The sequence below is a fragment of the Citrobacter sp. Cpo069 genome (assembly GCF_030332785.1).
GTDB lineage: Bacteria > Pseudomonadota > Gammaproteobacteria > Enterobacterales > Enterobacteriaceae > Citrobacter > Citrobacter portucalensis.
The window spans coordinates 245,019-270,826 of sequence record NZ_JAOWHD010000046.1 but is presented as its reverse complement, the minus strand read 5'-3'; the positions used below and the strand labels follow the sequence as shown (position 1 = coordinate 270,826).

Annotated in this window: 20 protein-coding genes; 6 read left to right on the top strand and 14 right to left on the bottom strand. The window is 52.5% G+C overall.

The window, feature by feature from the left end; all coding sequences use genetic code 11:
- Nucleotides 1–14 precede the first annotated feature (14 nt).
- Nucleotides 15–620: a helix-turn-helix transcriptional regulator gene (locus tag OGY08_RS10875; RefSeq protein ID WP_125362781.1), complete on the bottom strand. Its 606-nt coding sequence runs from the start codon at nucleotides 618–620 to the stop codon at nucleotides 15–17.
- 371 nt (nucleotides 621–991) lie between these two features.
- A complete protein-coding gene (locus OGY08_RS10870) occupies nucleotides 992–1,750 on the bottom strand; it encodes an SDR family NAD(P)-dependent oxidoreductase (protein WP_125362780.1) in 759 nt (252 codons plus the stop codon).
- Between the two features lie 119 nt (nucleotides 1,751–1,869).
- Here OGY08_RS10870 and OGY08_RS10865 point away from each other — a divergent pair, with 119 nt between their 5' ends.
- The 3 genes from OGY08_RS10865 to OGY08_RS10855 all read left to right on the top strand — a co-directional run bounded on the left by OGY08_RS10865 (nucleotide 1,870) and on the right by OGY08_RS10855 (nucleotide 5,454).
- The gene (locus tag OGY08_RS10865; protein WP_048227285.1) at nucleotides 1,870–2,769 is read left to right on the top strand and encodes a LysR family transcriptional regulator; all 900 of its coding nucleotides are present in this window, start codon (nucleotides 1,870–1,872) and stop codon (nucleotides 2,767–2,769) included.
- Between the two features lie 71 nt (nucleotides 2,770–2,840).
- The gene (yhjD, locus tag OGY08_RS10860) at nucleotides 2,841–3,842 is read left to right on the top strand and encodes an inner membrane protein YhjD (protein ID WP_125362779.1); all 1,002 of its coding nucleotides are present in this window, start codon (nucleotides 2,841–2,843) and stop codon (nucleotides 3,840–3,842) included.
- A 289-nt stretch (nucleotides 3,843–4,131) separates the two neighbouring features.
- On the top strand, nucleotides 4,132–5,454 hold the full coding sequence (locus OGY08_RS10855) for an MFS transporter (protein WP_003023312.1): 1,323 nt from the start codon (nucleotides 4,132–4,134) through the stop codon (nucleotides 5,452–5,454).
- A gap of 83 nt (nucleotides 5,455–5,537) precedes the next feature.
- Here the strand turns inward: OGY08_RS10855 and OGY08_RS10850 are convergent, their stop codons facing one another.
- A complete protein-coding gene (locus tag OGY08_RS10850) occupies nucleotides 5,538–7,598 on the bottom strand; it encodes an AsmA family protein (protein WP_125362778.1) in 2,061 nt (686 codons plus the stop codon).
- A 78-nt stretch (nucleotides 7,599–7,676) separates the two neighbouring features.
- The gene (gene pdeH, locus OGY08_RS10845; RefSeq protein ID WP_008786408.1) at nucleotides 7,677–8,444 is read right to left on the bottom strand and encodes a cyclic-guanylate-specific phosphodiesterase; all 768 of its coding nucleotides are present in this window, start codon (nucleotides 8,442–8,444) and stop codon (nucleotides 7,677–7,679) included.
- Between the two features lie 230 nt (nucleotides 8,445–8,674).
- Between pdeH and kdgK the strand changes: the two genes are divergently transcribed.
- Entirely contained in the window at nucleotides 8,675–9,604 is a 930-nt protein-coding gene (gene kdgK / locus OGY08_RS10840; protein WP_008786409.1) for a 2-dehydro-3-deoxygluconokinase, read from the top strand.
- Nucleotides 9,605–9,703: 99 nt separating this feature from the next.
- On the opposite strand, the gene OGY08_RS10835 is transcribed toward kdgK, so the two are convergent.
- The 4 genes from OGY08_RS10835 to OGY08_RS10820 form a co-directional block, all read right to left on the bottom strand.
- Nucleotides 9,704–11,197, bottom strand: coding sequence for a M16 family metallopeptidase (locus OGY08_RS10835; protein ID WP_032945317.1), 1,494 nt, complete (start codon nucleotides 11,195–11,197; stop codon nucleotides 9,704–9,706).
- Between the two features lie 221 nt (nucleotides 11,198–11,418).
- A complete protein-coding gene (dctA, locus tag OGY08_RS10830; RefSeq protein WP_008786411.1) occupies nucleotides 11,419–12,705 on the bottom strand; it encodes a C4-dicarboxylate transporter DctC in 1,287 nt (428 codons plus the stop codon).
- A gap of 157 nt (nucleotides 12,706–12,862) precedes the next feature.
- Nucleotides 12,863–14,869, bottom strand: a complete 2,007-nt coding sequence (hmsP, locus tag OGY08_RS10825; RefSeq protein WP_020996063.1) for a biofilm formation regulator HmsP — start codon at nucleotides 14,867–14,869, stop codon at nucleotides 12,863–12,865.
- Between the two features lie 226 nt (nucleotides 14,870–15,095).
- Entirely contained in the window at nucleotides 15,096–15,203 is a 108-nt protein-coding gene (locus tag OGY08_RS10820; RefSeq protein WP_003827426.1) for a type I toxin-antitoxin system toxin Ldr family protein, read from the bottom strand.
- A gap of 425 nt (nucleotides 15,204–15,628) precedes the next feature.
- Here OGY08_RS10820 and megL point away from each other — a divergent pair, with 425 nt between their 5' ends.
- Together megL and OGY08_RS10810 are read left to right on the top strand one after the other, a co-directional pair.
- Complete coding sequence (gene megL / locus OGY08_RS10815; protein WP_008786414.1) at nucleotides 15,629–16,825, top strand: methionine gamma-lyase; 1,197 nt, start codon at nucleotides 15,629–15,631, stop codon at nucleotides 16,823–16,825.
- Between the two features lie 117 nt (nucleotides 16,826–16,942).
- The gene (locus tag OGY08_RS10810) at nucleotides 16,943–18,241 is read left to right on the top strand and encodes an aromatic amino acid transport family protein (protein ID WP_043018665.1); all 1,299 of its coding nucleotides are present in this window, start codon (nucleotides 16,943–16,945) and stop codon (nucleotides 18,239–18,241) included.
- 35 nt (nucleotides 18,242–18,276) lie between these two features.
- On the opposite strand, the gene OGY08_RS10805 is transcribed toward OGY08_RS10810, so the two are convergent.
- From OGY08_RS10805 to dppA, 6 genes are all read right to left on the bottom strand, one after another.
- Nucleotides 18,277–19,479, bottom strand: a complete 1,203-nt coding sequence (locus tag OGY08_RS10805; protein WP_048227290.1) for a sigma-54 interaction domain-containing protein — start codon at nucleotides 19,477–19,479, stop codon at nucleotides 18,277–18,279.
- A 176-nt stretch (nucleotides 19,480–19,655) separates the two neighbouring features.
- Nucleotides 19,656–20,660, bottom strand: coding sequence for a dipeptide ABC transporter ATP-binding subunit DppF (gene dppF, locus OGY08_RS10800; protein WP_008786417.1), 1,005 nt, complete (start codon nucleotides 20,658–20,660; stop codon nucleotides 19,656–19,658).
- Nucleotides 20,657–21,640, bottom strand: a complete 984-nt coding sequence (gene dppD, locus OGY08_RS10795) for a dipeptide ABC transporter ATP-binding protein (protein ID WP_003024317.1) — start codon at nucleotides 21,638–21,640, stop codon at nucleotides 20,657–20,659. Before dppD ends, dppF begins: the two co-directional genes overlap by 4 nt.
- Nucleotides 21,641–21,650: 10 nt before the next feature.
- Complete coding sequence (dppC, locus tag OGY08_RS10790; RefSeq protein WP_003024315.1) at nucleotides 21,651–22,553, bottom strand: dipeptide ABC transporter permease DppC; 903 nt, start codon at nucleotides 22,551–22,553, stop codon at nucleotides 21,651–21,653.
- A gap of 9 nt (nucleotides 22,554–22,562) precedes the next feature.
- The gene (gene dppB / locus OGY08_RS10785; RefSeq protein ID WP_032945322.1) at nucleotides 22,563–23,582 is read right to left on the bottom strand and encodes a dipeptide ABC transporter permease DppB; all 1,020 of its coding nucleotides are present in this window, start codon (nucleotides 23,580–23,582) and stop codon (nucleotides 22,563–22,565) included.
- Nucleotides 23,583–23,748: 166 nt separating this feature from the next.
- Nucleotides 23,749–25,356, bottom strand: a complete 1,608-nt coding sequence (dppA, locus tag OGY08_RS10780; RefSeq protein ID WP_003827414.1) for a dipeptide ABC transporter periplasmic-binding protein DppA — start codon at nucleotides 25,354–25,356, stop codon at nucleotides 23,749–23,751.
- Between the last annotated feature and the right edge of the window lie 452 nt (nucleotides 25,357–25,808).

Here is a 25,808-nt window from a genome sequence, read left to right as displayed (position 1 = left end):
TGTGAAATATGTTCCTAGTAAATGGTGTTGTTTAACATCATTGCCGCCTGCGTACGGTTTTTTACCTCCAGGCGCTGGTACAACGATTCAAGATGGGCTTTTACCGTTCCGGTACTGATATTTAACAGTCGACCAATTTGTTTATTAGATTCTCCGGCGGCCAGCATGGTCAAAATCTCCCGCTGACGTGCGCTGAGCAATCTGATATTTTGCCCACCGCTTTCGGTAGCGGTTATGCAGTCTCTGGGGATAAACATCATACCCATCGCGACGCTATTGAGGGCCAGCGTAAAGGTTTCCGCGTCAGAATCGCGCGGAACAATGGCCAGCACGTTCAGTTTAGTGACCTCTTGCAGCCATTTTTTACGGCAGTCCGTTGCGGTCACCAGCACCTTCACCATCGCAAAGCGCTCTGCTATCTGTTGCAGCAAGCTACAGCAGATCTCAGCATCAAGGTCACCATCCAATATAACTAATGCCTCGGGTTTATCTTCCAGCGTCAGCCAAAGTTCATCTGCCTGACTGACACCCTGAACATCCACTCCTGGAATACGTTGCTGCAAACTTACATTCATTCCATGAATAAATATTGACTGCCTGTCAAACATTACTACCTGCATTATTTATCTCCATCCGAATAGGATATTAGCCTTAACATGCGGAAGGGTATTACCCATAGGGTAAAATAAGAAGTCACCATTTGGCGGGGGGCCATTTTACCGATAGCCGGAGAAGAAAGAAGCAGAAGTTATGAATAGTTACAGCTCAACCCAAAGGATCATACAAAGGAGCAAAAACAGGTTCGAAAATTAGGGAAAATCTTAATATTCGACACTCATGATAAGACAATGAATATTAATTAATATGATTTTATATTTTTAGCTAAAAATAAGATATCTACGACAATGGATAAATCTGTTACAAAATACAATCTAGCATTAAGTGCTTATTCAACGCATGCCGTGACCTGTTGAATAAGCACCTTATGGGTTTACAGGAACATTCCGCCGGATACCTCGATACGCTGTGCCGTCATCCAGGCCAGTTCATCGCTGAGCAGCGCAGCAATGGCATCGCCGATATCATCCGGCAAACCAACGCGTCCCAGCGCCGTTTGCGATGCAATGTACGCATTCAATTGCGCATTATCCCGCACATTTCCGCCGCTAAAATCCGTTTCTATTGCGCCTGGCGCAATAATATTCGCCGTTATACCGCGCTCTCCCAGCTCTTTTGCCTGATAACGGGTTAACACTTCCATCGCACCTTTCATGGCTGCGTATGCGCTGTAACCCGGTAGCGCAAAGCGGGCAAGTCCGGTCGAGACATTGAGGATGCGACCATCTTTATTCATCAGCGGTAGCAGGCTCTGCGTCAGGAAAAAGGGGCCCTTAAAATGGATGTTCAAAAGTTGGTCAAATTGCGCTTCAGTAAATGCCGGATACGGTGCGTTAATGCCGATTCCGGCATTGTTCAATAAATAATCAAACACGTTACTTTGCCACTGCGTTTGTAACGTTCCCTGCACCTGTTGAACAAACTGAGGGAATGTAGAAATATCACCGACATTCAACGGTAATGCCGCCGCTTTACCGCCAGATTGGCGTATTTCATCCACAACCTGCTGCGCTTCTTTTTCATTGCTGTTCCACGTCAGGATAATACCGATTCCTTTACTCGCTAGCTTCAGCGCCGCGTTTTTACCGAGTCCACGGCCGCCGCCAGTCACCAATGCGATACGTTGCGTCATAAGAAACCTCATTTCAGGTGTTGTGAAGATTGAGACAAAGCTTATTAGGTGATAGAAGAACAATAAATACTGCTAACTGCGCATTACTGTTTCATTTAGAACAACAATAGGGCATGAGAATGGATAAAATTCACGCAATGCAGTTGTTCATCCGCGTCGCAGAACTGGAGAGCTTTTCGCGTGCCGCAGACACCCTCGGACTTCCTAAAGGTAGCGTATCGCGCCAGATCCAGGCTCTGGAAAATCATCTGGGCACGCAGTTGTTGCACCGCACAACACGCCGCGTTCAGCTCACGCAAGACGGCATGATCTATTACGAACGCGCGAAAGATCTGTTGAGTAATCTGGATGAGCTGGATGGGTTGTTCCATCACGATCCGTCCAGCATCAGCGGCAAGCTGCGCGTTGATATGCCGGTCGGTGTAGCAAGAAACCTGGTGATGCCCCGCTTACCGAGCTTTTTGCATCAGTATCCGGGCCTGGAACTCGAACTCAGCAGCAGCGACCGCCTGGTGGATTTGATCCGCGAAGGTTTCGACTGTGTGGTACGCGTAGGTACGCTGAAAGATTCAGGGCTGATTGCGCGCCCGCTGGGGAAACTCACGCAGATTAACTGCGCCAGCCCGCAATACCTCGCCCGCTTTGGTTACCCGGAAAGCCTGGAGGATCTTGCCTCGCATGCAGTGGTGCATTACTCGGTCAATTTGGGAACGCGTGCGCAAGGTTTCGAAGTGGCGACAGAAAACGGCACGCAATGGGTTAAAACCGGCGGCATGCTAACGGTAAACAGTACCGAAACCTATCACGCGGCATGCCTTGCCGGTCTGGGCATTATTCAGGTGCCGCGCGTTGGCGTGCGTGATGCCCTGCGCGCCGGTACGCTGGTCGAAGTGTTGCCGCAATATCGCGCCGAGCCAATGCCAGTCTCTTTGCTTTATCCGCATCGGCGCAACCTCTCCCGCCGGATACATCTGTTTATGGAATGGCTGACTGGCGTGATGAAAGACTATGTGGATTAGTCCATTTTTCAGGATGCGCCCCTGAGCAGGCTATAATGTCATGAGTGAACAAAATAAGGACAACCGATCGGATGACGCAGGAACAAGACGCAAAACACCCTACGCCAGAACATAAACCAGCCTCCGCCGCGCCGGAGAAAAACGCTAAAGCGAACCAGGCGCTGAAAACCGCGCTGACCTTCGCCGATAAAATTCAACGCCAGCCCATCATCGCCCATCTTATTCGTGCCGCAGAGCGGTTTAACGATCGTATGGGAAATCAGTTTGGTGCCGCCATTACCTACTTCTCGTTTCTGTCGATGATCCCAATCCTGATGGTGTCGTTTGCCGCCGCGGGTTTTATTCTCGCTTCGCACCCTACGCTGTTGCAGGATATCTTCAGCAAGATTCTGCTGAACGTCAGCGATCCGACGCTCGCCTCTACGCTGAAAAACACCATCAATACCGCCGTTCAGCAGCGTACGACCGTAGGTTTGGTTGGGCTGGGTATCGCGCTCTATTCCGGCATTAACTGGATGGGGAACCTGCGCGAAGCGATTCGTGCCCAGTCGCGGGATGTTTGGGAACGTACGCCGCAGGATCAGGATAAAATTTGGGTCAAATATCTGCGTGATTTTGTTTCCTTGATTGGCTTACTGGTTGCGCTGATTGTTACCCTGTCCATTACCTCTATCGCCGGTTCCGCCCAGCAGATGATTATCTCTGCGCTGTATCTCGACGGTATCGAATGGCTGAAGCCCGCCTGGCGGCTGATCGGCTTGACCATCTCTATTTTCGCCAACTACCTGCTGTTCTTCTGGATTTTCTGGCGGCTACCGCGTCACCGACCGCGTAAGAAAGCGCTCATACGCGGTACCTTTATCGCGGCGCTGGGGTTTGAAGTCATCAAAATGATCATGACGTATACGCTGCCATCACTGGTGCAGTCGCCGTCAGGCGCGGCATTTGGTTCCGTGCTTGGACTGATGGCGTTCTTCTACTTCTTCGCTCGTCTGACCCTGTTTTGCGCAGCCTGGATTGCCACGGCGGAATACAAAGACGACCCGCGTATGCCGGGGAAAACACACCGCTAATCTTTGTTAACTGGCCGGATAAGCGTAGCGCCATCCGGCAATTATAATGCCGCCTGTTCTCACTGATTTAGTGAATAAATCCAACCCGTAACTTTTATTTAACCAAAAACCAGTTTTATCATCCAAGTTTTAAATTGTGTGAAGCATTTCATGGAAGTGAAATCTCAAGCCTAAAAATTATCCCCTTTTTGCTCCATTTTTGACCGATCTCAAAGTTTGTTACAGATTGAAATGTCTCTTTTGCTGTGCGTAATATGACCTTTCGTTCGGCCAAAAATAAGAAAATATTATGCAAGCAACAGCCACAACACTCGACAACGAACAGGAACACACCCCGGTCAACTCGCGCAATAAAGTTGTCGTCGCCTCGCTCATTGGCACCGCCATTGAGTTCTTCGACTTCTATATTTACGCCACCGCCGCGGTAATCGTGTTTCCCCATATCTTCTTCCCGCAGGGGGATCCGACCGCGGCTACGCTACAATCCCTCGCCACTTTTGCTATCGCCTTTGTGGCCCGACCAATCGGTTCCGCGGTGTTCGGACATTTCGGCGATCGCGTCGGCCGTAAAGTCACGCTGGTTGCTTCACTGCTTACCATGGGGATCTCGACAGTCGTCATTGGCCTGCTGCCGGGCTATGAAACTATCGGCATTTTCGCCCCACTGCTGCTGGCGCTGGCGCGTTTTGGTCAGGGTTTAGGTCTGGGCGGTGAATGGGGCGGCGCAGCGTTGCTGGCGACGGAAAACGCGCCACCGCGCAAACGCGCGCTGTACGGATCATTTCCGCAACTGGGCGCGCCTATCGGTTTCTTCTTCGCCAACGGTACCTTTCTGCTGCTCTCCTGGCTGCTGACCGACGAACAGTTCATGAGCTGGGGCTGGCGCGTACCGTTCATCTTCTCCGCGGTGCTGGTGATTATCGGTCTGTACGTCCGCGTTTCATTGCATGAATCCCCGGTTTTCGCCAAAGTAGCCGCGGCGAAAAAACAGGTGAAAATCCCGCTGGGTACTCTACTGACAAAACATGTTCGCGTGACGATCCTCGGCACGTTCATCATGCTGGCGACCTATACGTTGTTCTATATCATGACCGTCTATTCGATGACGTTCAGTACCGCCGCAGCGCCCGTAGGGCTTGGCCTGCCGCGTAATGAAGTGTTGTGGATGCTGATGATGGCGGTTATTGGTTTTGGCGTCATGGTACCGGTGGCGGGCCTGCTGGCCGATGCGTTTGGTCGCCGCAAGAGCATGCTTATCATCACCACGCTGATCATTCTGTTTGCGCTGTTTGCCTTTAAACCGCTGCTCGGCTCTGGCAATCCGGTGCTGGTGTTCGCCTTCCTGTTGCTGGGCTTAAGCCTGATGGGTCTGACATTTGGCCCAATGGGCGCACTGCTTCCGGAGCTGTTCCCGACCGAAGTGCGCTACACGGGGGCGTCGTTCTCGTACAACGTTTCGTCGATTCTCGGCGCATCGGTTGCCCCATACATCGCTGCATGGTTGCAGGCGAATTATGGTCTGGCGGCTGTTGGTACGTATCTGGCATCGATGGCGGCATTGACGCTGATTGCACTGCTGTTGACCCACGAAACCCGCCATCAGTCGTTGTAATTCTTTTGCCGGATGCGGTGTAACTACCTTCTCCGGCCTGGGTTGAGCATGAAATCCAGGCCGGATAAACATCCGGCCAGACATCACTTCTTCATCTGCGACAGGATCGTCCGGCACTGATTCGCGTCACCCTCTGACGGCGAAATCAGCGCCAACAAGGCTGCCGCGGGAGTAACTAACGTGGCTAATGCGGCAGCAACCGCACCGCGCGCAATCAGCGGTCCGGCCTTCACGCCAGCCTGCGGATTCTTAAATGTGCCGCGAACATACAGCGGCGAACGCAGAGTAATAATACGAATCCCTTTGCTCTCCGGATCGATGGTTAAATCCAGTTGCTCCGACGCAAAGCTTGCCGTACCAGTGACATTGATGACTGCGTTTTCCGTGTCGAAAGCAAAAATCTGCGGACGCGCCACGCCGTTAACAATATCCAGATTCGCCGCCGCGCAGTTCACCCGCACTTCGTCATCACCAAATATCTGCCCGACAAGATAGTTCCCCAGATTCAAGCCCACAATTTCCATCAGATTCCGGCTGATCAAGCCGTCATTCATCAGCAGTTTCAGGTTGCCATTGCTGTTACCCAGCAGCGCCGCTACCGAGTTTCCACTTCCGCTAAACCGGGCGTCCCCGTTCATTTCACCGAGCGTTTTCTGCATCAGTTCCACATCGGGCATCAGCGCTTTTAGCTTCAGCCGCCGCGCCTGAATATCCGCCTGCCCCCGCATCGGCTTTTTATCCCCTTCCAGATGGATGCTGGAGACAATGCTGCCTCCCGCAAGACCAAATTTCAGCGGTTGCAGGCGCAGGTCAGCATTTTTCAGGATGATATGAGTGGAGAGATCGCTGATCGGCAGGCTACTGCCATGCTCAATACGCCGTCCTTTGAAACGCACGTCAGCGTCCATCACGTTCCATTTATCGGTTTCAAAACGGTCATACGGCAAGACCTTGTCCGCTGGCTGAATGCTCTTCTCACCTTTGCGCTGTTCAGATTGTTTTGCCCGTTCCGCCCCTTTGCCTGAATCCACCCCGATCAGCGGCCCCAAATCGGCCAGCCTCAGCTGGCGTGATTCCACATCGCCCTTCAGCATGGGTCGCGGTTTACCGGTGGTGTAGGCCAGCGTTCCGTGAATATCGCTGTCGCCAATGCGGCCATTGAAATCGCGATAATCAAAAACAGAGGATTTTTCCGGGTCAATTTTCGCCACCAGACGTCCGTCGGTTTCAAACGGCGGCGTATCCGGGAGCAGTACGCCGGTCAAATCGTACAAATCCCCTAGCGAATCTCCCGAGAATTTAAGCCGCAGATCCGCCCCGCCCATATTCATCGGATCGTTTATCGTGCCGATAAACGCTACACGCGTATTGCCCGAACGGAAATCAGCCTGAATCGGGAAAGGCGTATCTTCGCCACGCAGCGCCAGCATTCCGCCTATTTTTCCGCTACCGATTAGCGGTTCGCCGTTATATCGTCCTTGCGCTTTCAGCCCAAACACGTAGTCCTCGACGCGGGCGTTGCTCTCTTTACCTTTTGCGCCGGTCACTTCGCTAAAGGGCAACGGTTTACCCAGCGGATCGACCAGGATCTCAATCTCCGACTTCGTCACCTTATCGTTAATGGCGATACGTCCCTGGTCGAACAGAATGTTATCCAGCCGGAAAGACCATGCTGATGGCGGCGCATCAGGATCGCGGTTTTCGTCCCCAGCTAAGTTAAAGGTCCAGTTATTGTTTTTCTCCGACAGGCGGATCAGCCGCGCATCGGGTTTGACCAGCTTGACCCACGGGAGCCAGACGGTTTTTGTCAGCAGTGCCAGCGGGGCGAGCGTAGCTTCAACGCGCGGGAGATGCACCATGGTGACGTCGGGAATATCTGGCGGGTTGCCGAGGATGATATCTTCAGCATGAACATGCGGCCACGGAACCCAGCTACGCCAGCCAGTTTCCTGCTTCTGGCGTTCCCAAACCACGCCCAGGTCACCCCGTATAGCAAAGGGCCGGTTGAGTTCTGTAGAGACTTTCTGGTTGATGGTCGGTTTGAGCCGGTTCCAGTCAAATGTCGCAATCACAATGATGAGTACGACGATCAACAACAAGAAAACCCCTATTACTGAAGTGGTTATTTTACCTGTTCTCGTCATGTCTAACCTCCTTACTTCCTTCCTTGCCTGTCCTAAAGATAGTCCAGCAGGATGAAAAGGAGGTGCACTACGCCCTCATCAAAGCGACAGGATCACCTCTTCAAGCGTATCCAGAGGTACTGGACGAGAGAGAAAATAGCCTTGCGCAGCGAAAGCCGGTGAGTTTTGCACATCGCGCCACTCTTCCAGCGTTTCAACGCCTTCGACAATGACACCGCGGCAATAGCGGTTCATGAGCTGTAATAGTAGTGTGAAGAGATTACGTCCCTCCGGCGTCTTGCGCAGCATGACGAACAGATCCCGCGCCACTTTGATATAGTCATAACTCACTTCACTAAGCGCCGAGAAGTTCGCCATTCCGGTACCAAAGTCATCCAGCCAGAGCGGGCCGAACTCGCACATTGAGGCGAACGACGACCCCTTCGGCAAGCGGATATGTTCCACCAGCTCAAAACGCAGCCACGGCAGGCCTTCAATGATTTTCAGGATTTCGGGATCCTGACGCATCGCAATGAGTGTTGGTCCATCGACATTCACTGAAGCCAGCAGGTTGTTGGCTCTGAAAAAGCCCCCTTTCAGCTCAAGCTGCAGAAGTTGCTCTTTCACTACATCAACACGATGCCGTACAGCCACTTCAGCAAAATAGCGATCTGGTGCAATACGTTGGGAAGGGTTATCAGGATGGCTCACGACGGTCAGCAGTTCAACGGCCATCAGCCGTCCGTTGGTCTGGTAAATTGGCTGGTAGGTGTAAGCACGCTCGCACTGCAGCCAATAGCGTCTTTCCAGCAAGCTTTCAATACTCGCATCGGGCGTAATGAGCTGCTGGGTAACCTGCTTTATCATCTGAGATGTCCTGTAAATAAGAGTGTGACTGACCGGACTCGTCAAAGGTTATCGGCGCTCAGACGAAGAACTTTACGTTCAGCTGTGCGCAAAAATAAAAACTAAGCGGCAAAAACAACGCAGAACACGTGCTGGCTCAAAAAAATAATGGAACGATGTTTTAATATAGTTGACCACTTAACACCCACAGCGCACACTAACGCTAATTTTTTTCAGAGCAGGTTACGACTATGTCCAGAAAGATTGCCGTGATTGGCGAATGCATGATTGAGCTGTCACAGAAAGGCGCTGACGTTCAGCGCGGATTCGGTGGCGACACGTTGAATACATCCGTTTATATCGCCCGTCAGGTCGATGCGGCGGCACTTTCCGTACACTATGTGACTGCACTGGGTACCGACAGTTTTAGCCAACAAATGCTGGAGTCCTGGCAGGGTGAAAACGTAGACACTTCATTAACCCAGCGCATGGAAAACCGCCTGCCAGGTCTCTACTACATTGAGACCGACAGCACTGGCGAGCGCACCTTCTATTACTGGCGTAATGAAGCCGCCGCAAAATTCTGGCTGGAGAGCGAGCAGTCTGCCGCGATTTGCGAAGAACTGGCGACATTTGACTACTTGTATCTGAGCGGAATCAGCCTGGCGATTTTAAGCCCGGCAAGCCGTGACAAGCTGCTGTCATTGCTGCGTGAATGCCGTGCCAACGGCGGAAAGGTCATTTTTGACAATAACTACCGCCCACGTCTGTGGAGCAGCAAAGAAGAAACCCAGCAGGTGTATCAGCAAATGTTGGAATGCACCAATATCGCATTCCTGACGCTGGACGATGAAGACGCACTGTGGGGTGAAAAACCCGTTGCCGAGGTGATTGCCCGTACTCACGCAGCTGGCGTTCAGGAAGTGGTAGTGAAGCGCGGCGCAGACTCTTGCCTGGTTTCCATTGCAGGCGAAGAACTGATCGACGTTCCGGCCGTTAAATTGCCGAAAGAGAAAGTGATCGATACCACTGCGGCCGGAGACTCCTTCAGCGCCGGGTATCTGGCGGTCCGTCTGACCGGTGGCGATGCCGCCGAAGCCGCAAAACGCGGCCACCTGACGGCAAGCACCGTCATTCAGCATCGTGGGGCGATTATCCCCCGCGACGCCATGCCGCAATAATTTATTGTTCCTGTAGGCCGGATAAGGCGTTAACGCCGCATCCGGCACTGGGTAAGCCGGGAGCGCTTCACTTGCCCGGCTTACAGGTTACGATACCCTTTACTGTACAGGCGGGATATCCGTCACTTCAGGGTGTGATTCATCCGTTTCAACAGACGTTGCCGCTGCGGTAACGGGCGCCATAATGCTATCCCACGTCGCCTGCAGATCCTTCATATTGAATTCAGGTTCACCCTTCGGCTGCAGCAGAATTAACGCCATATCTTGCGACAGCTGCTGACGCAGGTCCTGATTCAGCATCTCAACGCTCAGGCTGTTGAGGAAGCTCTGGCGTAAACGCTGGTACTGTTCAGGCGCAATATCCACCACCTGATTTTGCAGCGAGCGCAAACGCTGGCTGATCAAAATATCGGTATCGGTACGACCATAGGTGGCAAACAGCTTCTGCAGTTCAAGATTCTTTTGCGCTACCAACGCATTGAACTCTTCTTCCGGCAGTCCCTTATCACGCACTTTCGCCAGCTCACGCGCAACCGTACCCAGATTGGCGTTCAGCTTATCGTTCGGCGACTCAACGTTAATCGCGCACTGCGCGCGCAGGAACAGCACCCGGCAGTCAAATCCGAGGCCAATGTCTTTGGCATTGTTTTTGGTTAGCTCTTGCTGAATGTGCCAGAACAGCGCCTCACGAGCTAAATCAGCGCGCCAGTAACGTAACAGCGCGGCAGATTCACGGATCGGCTGCCACGGCGTATCCCACATAATAGACAGGCGATCCTGGCGTACCGCATCGGTCATAATACTCACGGCTTCTGCTCGCAGCGGAGAGAGCGTGGGAACCGGTGCAGGCGTTTCGCGTTTTCCTTTTAACTCGCCAAAGGTTTTATTGATTTGCTCAGCTACGCTGCGTGCATCTACGTTACCAACAATAATCAGCGTCATCGCGTCCGGGGTATACCATTTCTGGTAGAAAGACTGAATTTTCGACGCGTCTACCGGCGTTTTCAGCGGATCGGCGGGATCGTGCCCCAGCAGGGTCGATCCCTTCAGACGGTAACGCCACCACCCTTCTTTGGTATCTGACGGCCAGGTTGCAACCATGTCTTCGCTATTCAGCGCATGATTGACCGTTTCAGAGGTGATGCTCAGTTTACCGGAGATATTTGCCAGATAAGAAAGTGACTCTTTCAGTAGGTCGTTACGGCTGTTAGGCAGACTGAGGTTATACAGCGTGGAATCATAGGAAACGATAACCGGCGGCATGGGACGTTTGGGATCGAACCCCTGCTGCCACAGTGAACGGGCTTGCGTGGCATCGAGGCCACCGCTTTGCGTCAGCGCGATACGCGGGATCGCATGGCTGAAACCACTCTGTTGCGCACTTTCGGTGAGTGAACCGGTATTGACCAGCAGGCGAACCTCAATACGGTCGCTCGGACGCTGGGGAGTGGCTAACACTTGCCACTGTAAACCATTTGCCAGCGTGCCCTGTTGCCACGCTGGATCAGGCTGGAGCGCATCTGCCTGCACATAGCCGGCAGTGGCCATCATCAGCAAGCCGCCCGCTAAAAGTCGAATTTTTGTGCCCTGCATGTGAACCCCTGATCAACTATCCTGGAAATAAAAAGACAGCCCTCGAAAGGACTCTCTGAATATGACGTTAAAAACACTTCGTGTTAGACCGCGAGAACATAAAAATGTCACGGAAGAAGTGAAAAAATCCCGAGCCGCCGAATCGACGGTTTCAGGCACAGGGGGTAATTATGCGCAAACGCCCGCAGTCCTGGAAGGGACTACGGGCATAAGTGACGAGATTAAGAGGATAAATCGTGCGTTTTGCCATCCGGCGCACGATTATTCAGCGTGTCATCCAGCTTTTTGGTATCCAATTCTTTCACCCATTTAGCCACAACGACAGTTGCAACACCGTTACCAATCAGGTTGGTCAGCGCACGGGCTTCAGACATGAAGCGGTCAATACCAAGAATCAGTGCCAGGCCTGCAACCGGTAAATGCCCCACCGCAGAGATAGTCGCGGCCAGAACAATGAAGCCACTCCCGGTTACACCCGCTGCACCTTTTGAGGAGAGCAGGAGCACCACCAACAGGGTTATCTGATGGAAGATATCCATGTGGCTGTTGGTCGCCTGAGCGATAAACACCGCCGCCATAGTCAGATAGATTGATGTCCCATCAAGGTTAAACGAGTAGCCCGTGGGTATAACCAATCCGACAACCGACTTCCGACAGCCCAGTTTTTCCATCTTATCGAGCATACGCGGCAGCGCAGACTCGGAAGAAGAAGTACCCAGAACGATCAGCAGCTCTTCTCGGATATAGCGGATGAATTTAAAGATACTGAAGCCGGTTGCGCGCGCAATTGAACCCAGCACCAGCACCACAAACAGAATACAGGTGATGTAGAAGCAGATGATTAGCTGACCCAGTTGCACCAGCGTTCCGACGCCATATTTACCGATGGTAAAGGCCATAGCACCGAAAGCACCGATAGGCGCCAGGCGCATGATCATATTGATGATGCCGAAAATAACCTGCGAGAAACTTTCAATCACGTTGAAAATCATCTGGCCCTTGCTGCCCAGACGATGCAGCGCAAAACCAAACATTACTGCAAACAGCAATACCTGCAGGATGTTACCGCTGGCAAACGCGCCAATGACGCTCGCCGGGATAATATCCATCAGGAAACCTACAATCCCCTGGTCTTTTGCCTGTTCGGCGTAAATCGCAACCGCTTTGGCATCCAGCGTCGCCGGATCGACGTTCATCCCGGCACCGGGTTGCACCACGTTAACAATGATAAGACCGATGATCAGCGCAATCGTACTGACCACTTCAAAATAAAGCAGTGCAACCGCACCGGTGCGGCCTACGGCTTTCATACTTTCCATGCCTGCAATGCCGGTAACGACAGTACAGAAGATGACAGGTGCGATGACCATCTTGATGAGCTTAACGAAGGCATCACCAAGCGGTTTCATTTGGGCGCCTAATTCAGGGTAGTAATGGCCAAGGAGAATACCAATGGCAATCGCTGTCAGGACCTGAAAGTAAAGGCTTTTGAATATAGAGGTTTTCATAGGGTGTCCTTAAAGTAAAAACCACAGGTCTTGTAAGGTTTTGTTTAACCTGCGGCCTTAAAGTAACACCCACACAACTTGACAGAAATGTACCTGGATCATAATTGATACAAAAATGTTAAAAATTTTGAGCTGGCTCGCACAAGCGAGACCTTTTTTAACTTTTGTAATCAGCGCTTTCCGGCGCCAGATAACGTTCTTCGAAGATATTTGCCGGAACCGGTCGGGCAAACAGGAACCCTTGTGCCACTTCCACCCCGGCTTGTGATAGCCATTCACGCTGCGCTTCGGTTTCGACACCTTCGGCGATCATCTGCAAATTAAGGCTGTGGGCCAACTGAATGATGGCGGAGATCATGCTGCAATCCTCAGGTACTCCGTCGACAAACATCTTATCGATTTTGAGGACATCCACCGGTAGCGACTTCATGTGCTGCAGCTGTCGCAGGCCCGCATACCCCATGCCAAAGTCATCCAGTGCGATACGTACTCCCGCATTACGCAATGGGCGCAAAATGGCCACCGCGGCGTGGGGATCATCGATATGTCGGCTTTCAGTCACTTCCAGGATCAACGTACCAGGCTTGATGCGATAGCGGTTTAACAACTCCAGCAGGTCCGAGACCATACTCGGGTGCATCAGCTGTAGTGCGGACAAATTCACCGACAGCGGCAGCATCAGACCCCGTTCCTGCCACGCTGACAGCTGGCGGCACGTCTCTTCCAACACCCAGTAACCAACCGTCACCATCAGGCCGCAGGACTCAATTCTGTCGATTAACCCTTCGGGCAGCTCCCAGCTTCCGTCCGGCTGCTGCATCCGCAATAATGCTTCTGCGCTCAATACCTTACCGCTGGACATTTCCACCTGCGGTTGCATCCAAAGCGCGAACTGCTGGTTATCCAGCGCGCTGAGAATATCGTTCTCTTCCGTCAAACGCTGCTGCGCCTCTTCCATCTGTAACGGATCAAAGAACTGAATTTGATTTTTACCCTTATGGCGCGAGGTTAACACGGCCGAGAGAGCGCGGCGGTAAAGCTGTTCTGCGGTCAAATCACCATAGAACATTGCTACCCCAATGTTGCAGGTAGGACGCAGTTGAATACCCTGAATAGGTAATCGCTCGTTAACGATAGTGAGTACTTGCTGACCTAGAGTAATAGCGTGCCAGGGTTCTTTTACACCATGGGCGATGATGGCGAAGTCATAGCCACTCACCTGGGAAAGCACCATCCTGGGGGCTAATACCGACTTGAGTTTTTCGACCAGCGTAAGCAGCAGGATTTCCCGCTGAGTTTCGGTTAACACCCCCGCGGTGTCACGTAGGGTTTCGCAGGTGACAATCATCAGCGCCGTCGTCTGCTGGCGGGTAACAACTTGCTCCAGCAGCCCCATTAAAAACGACTTATTGGGCAGTTCGGAAACCGGGAAACGCATTGCAAAGTCGCTTTGCTCTTCGCTATGTCGCTGAATCAACTGCTGATTAAGATTGTAGCTACGCACCAGCATACCAATCTCATCATCCTGATGTAGACGCGGCAATGCCAGTTGATAGCCAATCAGATCCTGCTGTTGGATGTCGTTCAGCTCACGGGCAATTTTACGTAAGGGGTGCACAATCAAGCGGTTAATGCACCAGGAGATGGCGACGGTCAGTATTAACGACAAAAGTAAGTAAATGGTCACTAACGTCGAGAGCGTACTCATCACGAATTTGTACATGCGGTACGAATCCGCCTGCAGTACCAGATACGCCAGCGGTTGCGGGTTAGCTGAACGCTCAAGAGAATAGATCGGCAGCGAAATTTGTACCGGAAGCTCAAACAGGCGAGTCACCGTAACAGGAACGGGGCGTTCAGGGATAAAACTCATCCGCAACGCCTGAAACTGATTGGGCAGCACCACATCGGCGCGACTGACTACACCCGCTGGCCGAATACTTTTTAAAATGGCTTCCGCTTCGGGAATATCCCCTTTCAGGATAGTGTCCGACAGAGGCTCACGGACGGAGCGAGCGATACTTTCCAGTTGCGTAGCCGTGTTATAGCGGTTTTGCTGGACCAGATGGAACAACAAAACGGTGCAAAAAATAAAAACGAACACCATAACAACGGCCGCAACCATTGCCATCTGCTTAATTGTTAACGAGCGACTGACACGCAAACTGACTCTCCACGGATAGACGAAACTGCCGTCAGAGTATACCCGATCGTAGCGGTATTAAGAGAGGCGGTATCTGAAAACTTCCCAGCGTGCATTATCGCGACAGGATAGGCACCTGGCGACGAGATTTATCTGCATTTAAGCCGAAAAAGGCCGCAAGGTTGCCCCCTGCGGCCTGGTTCGGGCGCATGTTGCCATCACGGCAGGCAGACGCCCACAAAGCGCATTACTTCCTGTTACGCAGCCAGCTCACAATCAGGCTGGCAATAGTGCCAGCGATGATTGGAGCCGCTAAATCGTGCCAGAAGGCCACGCCTAACTGTGCGAGCGTCATATAGCCGCCTGTGTTGCAATGGCAACTGTTCGCGGCTATCCTTAACTTGTCTGGAGTCAAGTTAGCCCCCGTCTTGTTGCCTGGTTTATACCGAACAACGTGCGGGGGTTTTCTCTTTCCAGCAACCGATGCCGCCGGGGATCAAGCCCCCGCAACATTGCGCCTCACCGGGAATTCCCGGCTTGCCGCTGATTCTACGGCAGCCCACTTGCCATATCACTGCGCAATATTGCGCTCTGCGTAGCGCCTCGCAATTCACCCATTTTCTTACCAGCACGCTGGAAAGATTCTTGCCAGTTGGCAATATTCCTGCCGACCATTCGTTCAGACAAAAACATAACACATTGATATCTATCAGTTCATTTTCTGGCACAGCGATTGCTATTTGACTGTGAGCTGTTCTGTTCCGAATTAAAGGAGATATCATGTCTGACTGTCGTACTTACGGATTCAACACCCAGATCGTTCACGCGGGGCAACAACCCGACCCTTCAACTGGCGCGCTTAGTACGCCTATTTTCCAGACCTCAACGTTTGTTTTTGACAGCGCCGAACAAGGTGCCGCCCGCTTTGCGCTCGAAGAGTCCGGGTACATTTACACCCGTTTGGGTAACCCCACCACCGATGCGCTGGAGAAAAAGCTGGCGGTACTGGAAAGAGGTGAAGCCGGGTTGGCAACCGCGTCCGGTATTTCTGCTATCACCACAACGCTGTTGACGCTTTGCCAGCAGGGTGACCATATCGTTTCCGCCAGCGCGATTTACGGCTGCACCCACGCGTTTTTGTCGCACAGCATGCCGAAGTTTGGGATTAACGTCAGCTTTGTCGACGCGGCAAAGCCTGAAGAAATCCGCGCCGCCATGCGACCAGAAACCAAAGTTGTGTATATCGAAACGCCCGCCAACCCAACGCTGTCGCTGGTCGACATTGAAACGGTGGCCGGTATCGCCCATCAACAGGGCGCATTGCTGGTGGTGGATAACACCTTTATGTCGCCGTACTGTCAGCAGCCTTTGCAACTGGGTGCGGATATTGTGGTTCACAGCGTCACCAAATATATCAACGGTCACGGGGATGTGATTGGCGGCATCATTGTTGGTAAGCAGGAGTTTATCGACCAGGCGCGGTTTGTAGGCCTGAAAGATATCACCGGCGGCTGCATGAGTCCTTTCAATGCGTGGTTAACACTGCGCGGCGTTAAAACGCTGGGCATTCGTATGGAACGCCACTGTGAAAATGCGCTGAAAATAGCCCGCTTCCTCGAAGGGCATCCATCTATTACTCGGGTGTATTATCCTGGCCTGACTTCGCATCCACAGTATGAGTTGGGCCAGCGGCAAATGAGCCTGCCAGGTGGAATTATCAGCTTCGAAATCGCCGGCGGCCTCGAGGCTGGTAGGCGGATGATCAATTCTGTAGAATTGTGCCTCCTCGCGGTCAGTCTCGGTGATACCGAAACCCTCATTCAGCACCCAGCGTCTATGACACATTCGCCCGTTGCACCTGAGGAACGGCTCAAAGCAGGTATTACCGACGGGCTTATCCGTCTTTCTGTGGGTCTTGAAGATCCAGAAGATATTATTAACGACCTTGAACACGCCATCAGAAAGGCAACATTCTGACCATTACAGCCTGAGCCGACGCCGATCGGTTCAGGTTGTTGAGAATCAAGGCACAACAGTCTGGCAATACACGCGATCCTCTTTCGGGGAGAACGTGTATTTTGGGCAGGGGGTTCTATGCAGGACAACACATTACAATTAAGCAACAATACAGCAACCGCCGTACCATTCTCAAAAAAAATACCGTTTACGAAATACGATTTTGGCTGGGTATTACTGTGTATCGGCATGGCCATTGGTGCCGGAACGGTACTGATGCCGGTACAAATTGGCTTAACAGGCATTTGGGTATTTATCGTTGCCTTTATTATTGCTTATCCGGCAACTTATATTGTGCAGGATATTTATTTAAAAACATTATCAGAAAGCGAAACCTGTAATGACTACACGGATATTATAAGTCATTACCTGGGAAAAAACTGGGGCGTATTTCTTGGCGTCATCTATTTCCTGATGATTATTCACGGCATATTTATTTATTCTTTATCCGTGGTTTTTGACAGCGCCTCATATATTAAAACCTTCGGCTTGACCGAGGCCGATCTTTCACAATCGATAATCTACAAAGTGGCCATTTTTGCCGTGCTGGTCGCCATTGCTTCCGGGGGAGAAAAGCTGCTGTTCAAAATCTCCGGCCCGATGGTGGTGGTCAAAGTGGGTATCATCATCGTATTTGGTTTTGCGATGGTTCCGCACTGGAACTTCGCTAATATCAGCGCCTTCCCTGAAGCATCGGTCTTCTTTCGTGATGTGCTGCTAACCATCCCGTTCTGCTTCTTCTCAGCGGTGTTTATTCAGGTGTTGAACCCAATGAACATCGCCTACCGCAAACGGGTGGCGGACCGGGTGCTGGCTACGCGTATGGCAATCCGTACGCATCGCATCAGTTACATTACTCTGATTGCTGTCATTCTGTTTTTCTCCTTCTCTTTTACCTTTTCCATTAGCCATGAAGAGGCCGTTTCGGCTTTCGAACAAAATATTTCAGCACTGGCGTTGGCGGCTCAGGTCATTCCTGGGCAGATTATTCATATCACCTCCACGGTGCTGAATATCTTCGCCGTATTAACCGCGTTCTTTGGTATTTATCTGGGATTCCACGAAGCGATTAAAGGTATTATTCTCAACGTTCTGAGCCGCGTCATTGACGTTGAGAAAATTAATCCGTTGGTGCTTACGCTGGGTATTTGCACCTTTATTGTTATCACCCTGGTCATTTGGGTGTCATTTCGCGTATCGGTACTGGTGTTCTTCCAGTTAGGTAGCCCGCTTTACGGGATTGTGTCGTGTATTATTCCGTTCTTCCTGATCTATAAAGTAACGCAACTGGAAAAACTGCGCGGACTGAAAACCTGGTTGATCCTGCTGTACGGAATTCTGCTGTGCCTGTCGCCCTTATTGAAGCTGATTGAATAACCCATGTATATCGCGCCGTCAGACGCTGGCGGCGCTTAACCCACACTCTCCAGCTGATAGCCGCGAATTTTATTCAGCACCGTGGTGTGCGACACGCCCAGCGCTTTGGCGATATGCCGTGACGACACATTATCTTCCACCATCTGTTCAATGAGCTGGCGTTCAGCACACAGAACCTGCTCTTTAAAAGGACGTTCTGTCGCGCCCCGCTCAACGGCAGGCAAATTCACCATCCCTAATTCTTCCCGCGTAATAACATCGGATTCCGCCATCAGCATCAGGCGAATAATGGTATTTTCCAGTTCGCGCACGTTTCCCGGCCAGGTGTGATGGTGCAGGGCATCAAAACAGGCTTTATCCAGAATGATCCGCCGCTGGAATTCCTTCGCGTATTTCTGCACAAAGTGGCGAATCAGCAGGCTGATATCCTGTGGGCGCTCGCGCAAAGGTGGAATGGTCAGTGAAAGCACGTTGATGCGGTAATAGAGATCGGCGCGCAGCAGACGTTGTTCCACCATCTCTTCCAGATTGGCATTGGTTGCCACAATAATGCGCACATTGACCGGAATAATTTGTGCCCCGCCAACGCGCCGAATCCCGCCATCCTGAAGCACGCGCAGGAGTTTAGCCTGTAAGCTCAGCGACATTTCGCCAAACTCATCGAGAAAAAGGGTGCCTTTATCGGCCATTTCAAACAGCCCTTTTTTGCCTTTACAATCCGCGCCGCTGAAAGCCCCTTTCTCATAGCCAAAGAATTCACTCTCCATTAGCGACTCAGGTAGCGCAGAGCAGTTGACCGGAATAAACGGATAAAAACGTCGCTGCCCGGAATTATGGATAGCCCGGGCCAGCAGCTCTTTACCGGTCCCCGTATCGCCACGGATCAGAACGGTATATTTGCTGTCGGCAATTTTTATCGCCTTTTCGATAAGCGCGTGCATGCTCTGGCTGCTGCAAATAATGTCAGAGAAATAGCGCGGCCGTTCCGGCTCCGGCGTTGACAGCTCACTTATCTCCTCACAGAGGTAAGCGACATGAATAATATCGGCGCGCTGGCTTAAACAGGATTGCACACAGGAAATATCCTGTAGCTGGCGGCACCAGGATTTAATCAGGATCCGCCCAGGCGTGACTTTCATGGAGATGATATTGATATCACAGCAGGAAAACTCCTTCAGGACATCCTCAACCATCGACAGACGATCAATTGTTTTAATATCCCAGCGTATCGTGACCACATTTGCTCCTGGTAGTTAGCAACTGCGAAATAGATATTTCTGTGACTAGAGGAAATCTGACTACATTCTAGACGCTGTGGAATAATGTTCTGCCAAAGGACTCACATTGTGGACGTAAAGAGAAAATATAAAAAAACCGGAGCACAAGGCTCCGGTTATCGGGTCATAACCCAGGTTTATTGCTGTGGATTCTCATCCTGATCAACGGCAAAACACGCCACCAGTTGACCGCCGTAATCTTTCAACTGCGGCTGAAGCTGGGTACACGGACCAAAGCGACGACGGCAGCGGGCGTTAAACGCGCAGCCCGGCGGCGGATTCAGCGGGCTTGGCAGTTCACCGGTCAGCTTGATACGCTCACGGCGATCGTCCGGGTTCAGACGCGGCGTTGCGGAGAGCAGCGCTTGCGTGTACGGATGACGCGGATTATTGAAGATTTGGTCCTTCGTCCCTTTCTCCACGCAGCGGCCTAAATACATCACCATCACTTCATCGGCAATGTGCTCGACCACCGACAGGTCGTGCGAGATAAAGACGTATGACAGCCCCAGTTCCTGCTGCAAATCCATCATCAGATTCAGCACCTGCGCACGCACCGAGACGTCCAGCGCTGAGACCGGTTCATCGGCAATCACCACGTCCGGGTCAAGCATCAGACCGCGAGCGATGGCAATACGCTGACGCTGACCGCCGGAGAACATATGCGGATAGCGGTCGTAGTGTTCGGTTTTCAGCCCCACTTTCGCCATCATCGCCAGCGCTTTTTCACGACGCTCCTCTTTGCTGAGCGTGGAGTTGATCAGCAGCGGCTCTTCCAGAATCTGTCCCACTTTTTTACGCGGGTTTAGGGAACCGTACGGGTTCTGGAATACAATCTGGATTTTCTGCCGACGCAGCTTTTGCGCCTGCGGGTCGTGCTTAAGCAGATCCTGTCCCTGGTAATACAGCTCACCGCCGGTCGGGACTTCAATCATCGTCAGCAGGCGGCCAAGGGTGGATTTCCCACAGCCCGACTCGCCTACCACCGCCAGCGTTTTACCACGCTCTAAGGTAAAGGAGACGCCGTCCAGCGCTTTCACCAGGCGCTCCGGGGCGAACATGCCCTTTTTCACCGGGTAGTGTTTTTTCAGATCAATAGCCTGCAACAGCGGCTGTGACAAAGTGGCCTTTTGCGTACTCATAGCCCAGGCCTCCCGGCATCATCAAGTGGGTAGTGGCATTTCGACTGACGACCGCCTTCCAGCAGGTTCAGTTCAGGTTCTTCAGCGCGGCATTTGTCGGTCGCATAGGGGCAGCGTGGGTTCAGCAAACAGCCGCTCGGGCGGTCATATTTCCCGGGAACCACGCCCGGCAGCGAGGCCAGACGTGCTTTATCCTGAGCAAACTCAGGCAGCGCGCGCAGCAGCGCCTGGGTGTAAGGATGACGCGGCGCGCGAAAGATATCCTGCGCGGCTCCGGTTTCTACCACCTGACCGGCGTACATCACGATGATTTTGTGTGCCGCTTCAGCCACCAGCGCCAGATCGTGCGTGATTAAGACCAGCGCCATGTTCTCTTTTTGCTGCAATTCCAGCAGTAGCTCGATGATCTGCGCCTGAATAGTCACATCCAGCGCCGTTGTCGGTTCGTCGGCAATCAGCAGTTTCGGACGACAGGCTATCGCCATCGCGATCATCACGCGCTGGCTCATCCCACCGGATAACTGGTGAGGATATACATCCAGACGTGAGGCCGGATCGGGGATACCCACCAGCGTCAGCAGGTCTATTGCCCGCTGAATACGCGTTTTTTTGTTGCCGCCCTGGTGCACTTTAATGGCTTCCATAATCTGGTAGCCGACGGTGTAGCAGGGGTTAAGGCTGGTCATCGGGTCCTGGAAGATCATCGCCACTTCCGCACCCACTAACTGGCGACGCTCTTTCTCAGAGATGCGCTTCAGGTCGCGACCATTAAACTCCAGATTTTCGGCCATAACGCGGCCTGGGTAGTCAATCAGTCCCATAATCGCCAGCGAACTGACGGACTTACCAGAGCCGGACTCTCCTACAATGCCAACCACTTCACCCTGATTCACACTGTAGCTAATGCGGTCTACGGCGCGGAATTCGGAACCTACGTCGCCGAAATGCACCGATAATTTATCTACATTTAATAACGCCATCTCGAACCTCTTACTGCTTCAGTTTGGGATCGAGCGCGTCACGCAGACCGTCACCCATCAGGTTAAATGCCAGCACCGTCAACAGGATCGCCAGCCCCGGGAAGGTCACAACCCACCAGGCGCTTTGGGCAAACTGCAGAACGTCAGAGAGCATGGTGCCCCATTCCGGCGTAGGCGGCTGTGCGCCCATCCCCAGGAAGCCGAGGGCAGCCATATCGAGAATGGCGTTAGAGAAGCCAAGCGACGCCTGAACAATCAGCGGCGCAAGACAGTTAGGAAGAATGTTGACGAACATCTGGCGCATAGCGCCGGCTCCCGCCACGCGAGATGCGGTGACGTAGTCGCGGTTAACCTCCACCAGCACGGCGGCGCGCGTCAAACGGACATAGTGCGGCAATGCCACGAACGTCAGCGCCAGCGCGGCGTTGCCAATCGAGGGGCCAAATACAGCCACCAGCACCAGTGCCAGCAACAGGCTCGGCAATGCCAGCATGATATCGACCACACGCATGATGACGTTATCGACAATCCCGCCAAAGTAACCGGCGATCAGCCCAAGAACCACGCCCATCAGCAGGGAGAGTACTACCACCAGACAGCCGACCAACAGCGACAGACGCGCACCGTACATCAGGCGGGACAGCACGTCGCGGCCTACATCATCAGTACCAAACAGATGCGCCATGGTACCGCCTTCCTGCCACGCGGGAGGAGCCAGCAGCGTATCGCGGAACTGGTCTGCCGGGTTGTAGGGTGCGAGGACGTTGGCAAAGACCGCAATCAGGATCATCACCACAACGTACACCAGCCCAACAACCGCACCTTTGTTGCGTTTAAAATAGTGCCAGAACTCCTGCAGCGGAGTCATCGGCACCGGTGCAGCAATAACTTTATTTTCAGTAACCTGTGACATGATGGCCCCTTACTTCTTATGCCGAATACGCGGGTTCACCACGCCGTACAGCAGGTCTACCAGCAGGTTGACGAGGATAATCATCGTCGCGACCAGCAGCACCCCGCCCTGCACCACCGGATAATCGCGGCGTTGCAGCGCATCGATCAGCCAGCGCCCCAGTCCCGGCCACGAGAAGATGGTCTCGGTCAGGATCGCCCCGGCCAGCAACGTACCAACCTGCAGGCCGATAACGGTCACCACGGGCAGCATCGCGTTACGCAGAGCGTGAATAATGATGACGCGCATACGAGTCAGGCCTTTGGCGCGCGCGGTACGGATATAATCTTCACCCAGCACTTCCAGCATCGATGAACGGGTCATACGCACAATGACCGCCAGAGGAATGGTACCCAGCACCATCGCAGGCAGGATCATATGCGCCAACGCATCAATAAAGTTGCCCTCTTCACCCCAGATGGCGGTGTCGATCAGCATAAAGCCGGTTAGCGGATTGGAATCATCAAGGAACACCATGTCGCTCACCCGCCCAGAAACTGGCGTCAGGTTCAACTGCACGGAAACCAGCATGATCAGCATCATGCCCCACCAGAAAATCGGCATAGAGTAACCGGTCAGCGCCAGGCCAACTGCCGTGTGATCGAAAATGGAGCCGCGCTTAACGGCAGCAAGTACACCCACTGGGATACCCACTGCGACGGCGAAAATCATCGCGCAGACGCCGAGTTCCAGCGTTGCTTTGAAGCGAGGTACGAACTCTTCCCACACCGGTAAGCGGCTTTTCAGTGAGATACCTAAATCACCATGCATAACCCCCCAGATATAGTGGAGGTACTGCTGCCACATCGGCTTATCCAGACCGAGTTCAGCCAACAGTTGAGCATGACGCTCAGGGGAGATCCCACGTTCACCCGCCATGATCATAACCGGATCGCCGGGGATCATATGGACGAAGGCAAAGGTGAGAAGAGTGATACCGATAAACGTGGGGATGACGAGTCCCAAACGTCGGAGAATGAACTGCAACATAACCCGGATTCTCTCTAATGACGCACGGCCTGGAACCGTGAGTCTGTATTGCTCACAAATCTTATCCCACGCAAACTGCATCGCGGGTAAAGCATTACGCCGGAGGGCGCTGCGCTTATCCGGCCTTAACAACACCGGGGCGCAGCGCTTCCTTAATTGCTTTTAATTATTCGACAGAGACGTTTTCGAAGTGGTGTTTGCCTAATGGATCAACCACATAGCCTTTCACTTCTTTACGCACTGGTTCGTACACGGTGGAGTGAGCAACAATCAGAGCCGGAGCCTGGTCGTGCATAACAACCTGAGCTTGCTTGTACAGTTCAATACGTTTGTTGTGATCGTCGGTCGCACGCGCCGGCTGGATCAGGTCTTCAAACGGCTTGTAGCACCAGCGAGAGTAGTTGGAACCATCTTTCGCTGCCGCACAGCTGAACAAGGTCGCGAAGAAGTTGTCCGGATCCCCGTTGTCACCGGTCCAGCCCATCATCACCGCCTGATGTTCACCCGCTTTGGCGCGTTTCAGATACTCGCCCCACTCGTAGGTCACAATCTTGGCCTGAACGCCAATTTTCGCCCAGTCAGCCTGAACCATTTCTGCCATACGACGTGCGTTCGGGTTATATGGACGCTGTACCGGCATAGCCCACAGCTCAACGGTAAAGCCTTTGTCCTGACCCGCTTCCTTCAGCAGCGCTTTGGCCTTCTCAGGATCGTAGGTGTAGTCTTTAACGTCGTCGTTATAGCCCCACATGGTCGGCGGGATCAGGTTTTTCGCGGCAACGCCAGCGCCCTGATAAACCGCTTTGATGATCGCTTCTTTGTTTACCGCGTAGGTCAGCGCCTGACGGACTTTCACGTCATCAAACGGTTTCTTCTCGGTATTGAAAGAGAGGTAGCCCACGTTCAGACCCGCCTGCTCCATCAGGTTGATGTTTTTATCCTGCTTCATGCGCGCGATGTCTGCCGGGTTCGGGTACGGCATCACCTGGCACTCGTTCTTCTGCAGTTTGGCGTAACGCACGGAAGCGTCAGGCGTAATGGAGAAGACCAGACGGTCGATCTGCGGCTTGGTGCCCCAGTAACCTTCGAATGCTTTATACAGAATACGGGAGTCTTTCTGGTACTGCTGCAGCTGGAACGGACCGGTACCAATTGGGTTCAGATCCACTTTCTCCGGAGAACCGGCTTTCAGCATGTTGTCAGCATATTCTTTGGAAAGAATAGAAGCGAAGTCCATCGCCAGGTCAGCCAGGAACGGCGCTTCCGGGCGAGTCAGCACGAACTGAACGGTTTTATCGTCCACTTTTTTCACTTCGGAGATCAGATCCGGCAGACCCATCCCTTCGAAGTATTCATAGCTGCCGCCAGAGACTTTGTGGTACGGGTTCTGGGCATTTTTCTGACGATCGAAAGAGAACACCACGTCATCGGCGTTAAAATCGCGCGTCGGTTTAAATTCTTTGTTGTCCTGCCACTTCACGCCCTGACGCAGGTGGAAGGTATAGGTTTTGCCGTCTTCGCTGATTTCCCACTTCTCAGCAAGGCCCGGGATCACTTCAGTCGTACCGGTTTTGAACTCGACCAGGCGGTTATAGATCGGTACGGAGCTGGCATCATAGGTGGTGCCAGAGGTGAAAAGCTGCGGGTTAAAGCCTTCAGGAGATCCTTCTGAACAATAAACCAGAGTTTTAGCCTGTACGCTTGCTGCGACGGTCATAGCCACCAGGCTCAGACCAAGCTTCAGCATCCCTGACTTCTTCAAGGAAATACTCATTCTTCTGCTCCAATGTGATGTTTGTTGTTTTACCCTTTGCAGTGGGTTTGCACCGCCTGGCCTTTTTTGTTTTTTACCCGGCCGGGTCGGCGTTAAGAGGATGGGGATTCCGTTCACATAAGCGACTGAGTTGCAGTGCGGATTCTCCATGAAATGCCCCTCATACCCTACAATCTGTCAACAGAATGTGAAAACGTCAATACAGGTCACCGTGATTTACGCCAACGGTGAGAATTCACAAACAAAGATTAAAAAAAGTGCGGAAGGACATTTTCAGCAGGGAAATTTGTGCTACGCGCACTATGCCAGAATAAACATCTTCATATTTCGCAACATTTGGTGATTAACATTTATGCAATTTATTCAAACTTTCTAAATTAATGCTGCATATCTGAGCGATTAATACCATGAACGTTAAAGCGCACAGCGGAAAATGCCAGCTTCAGCCATAA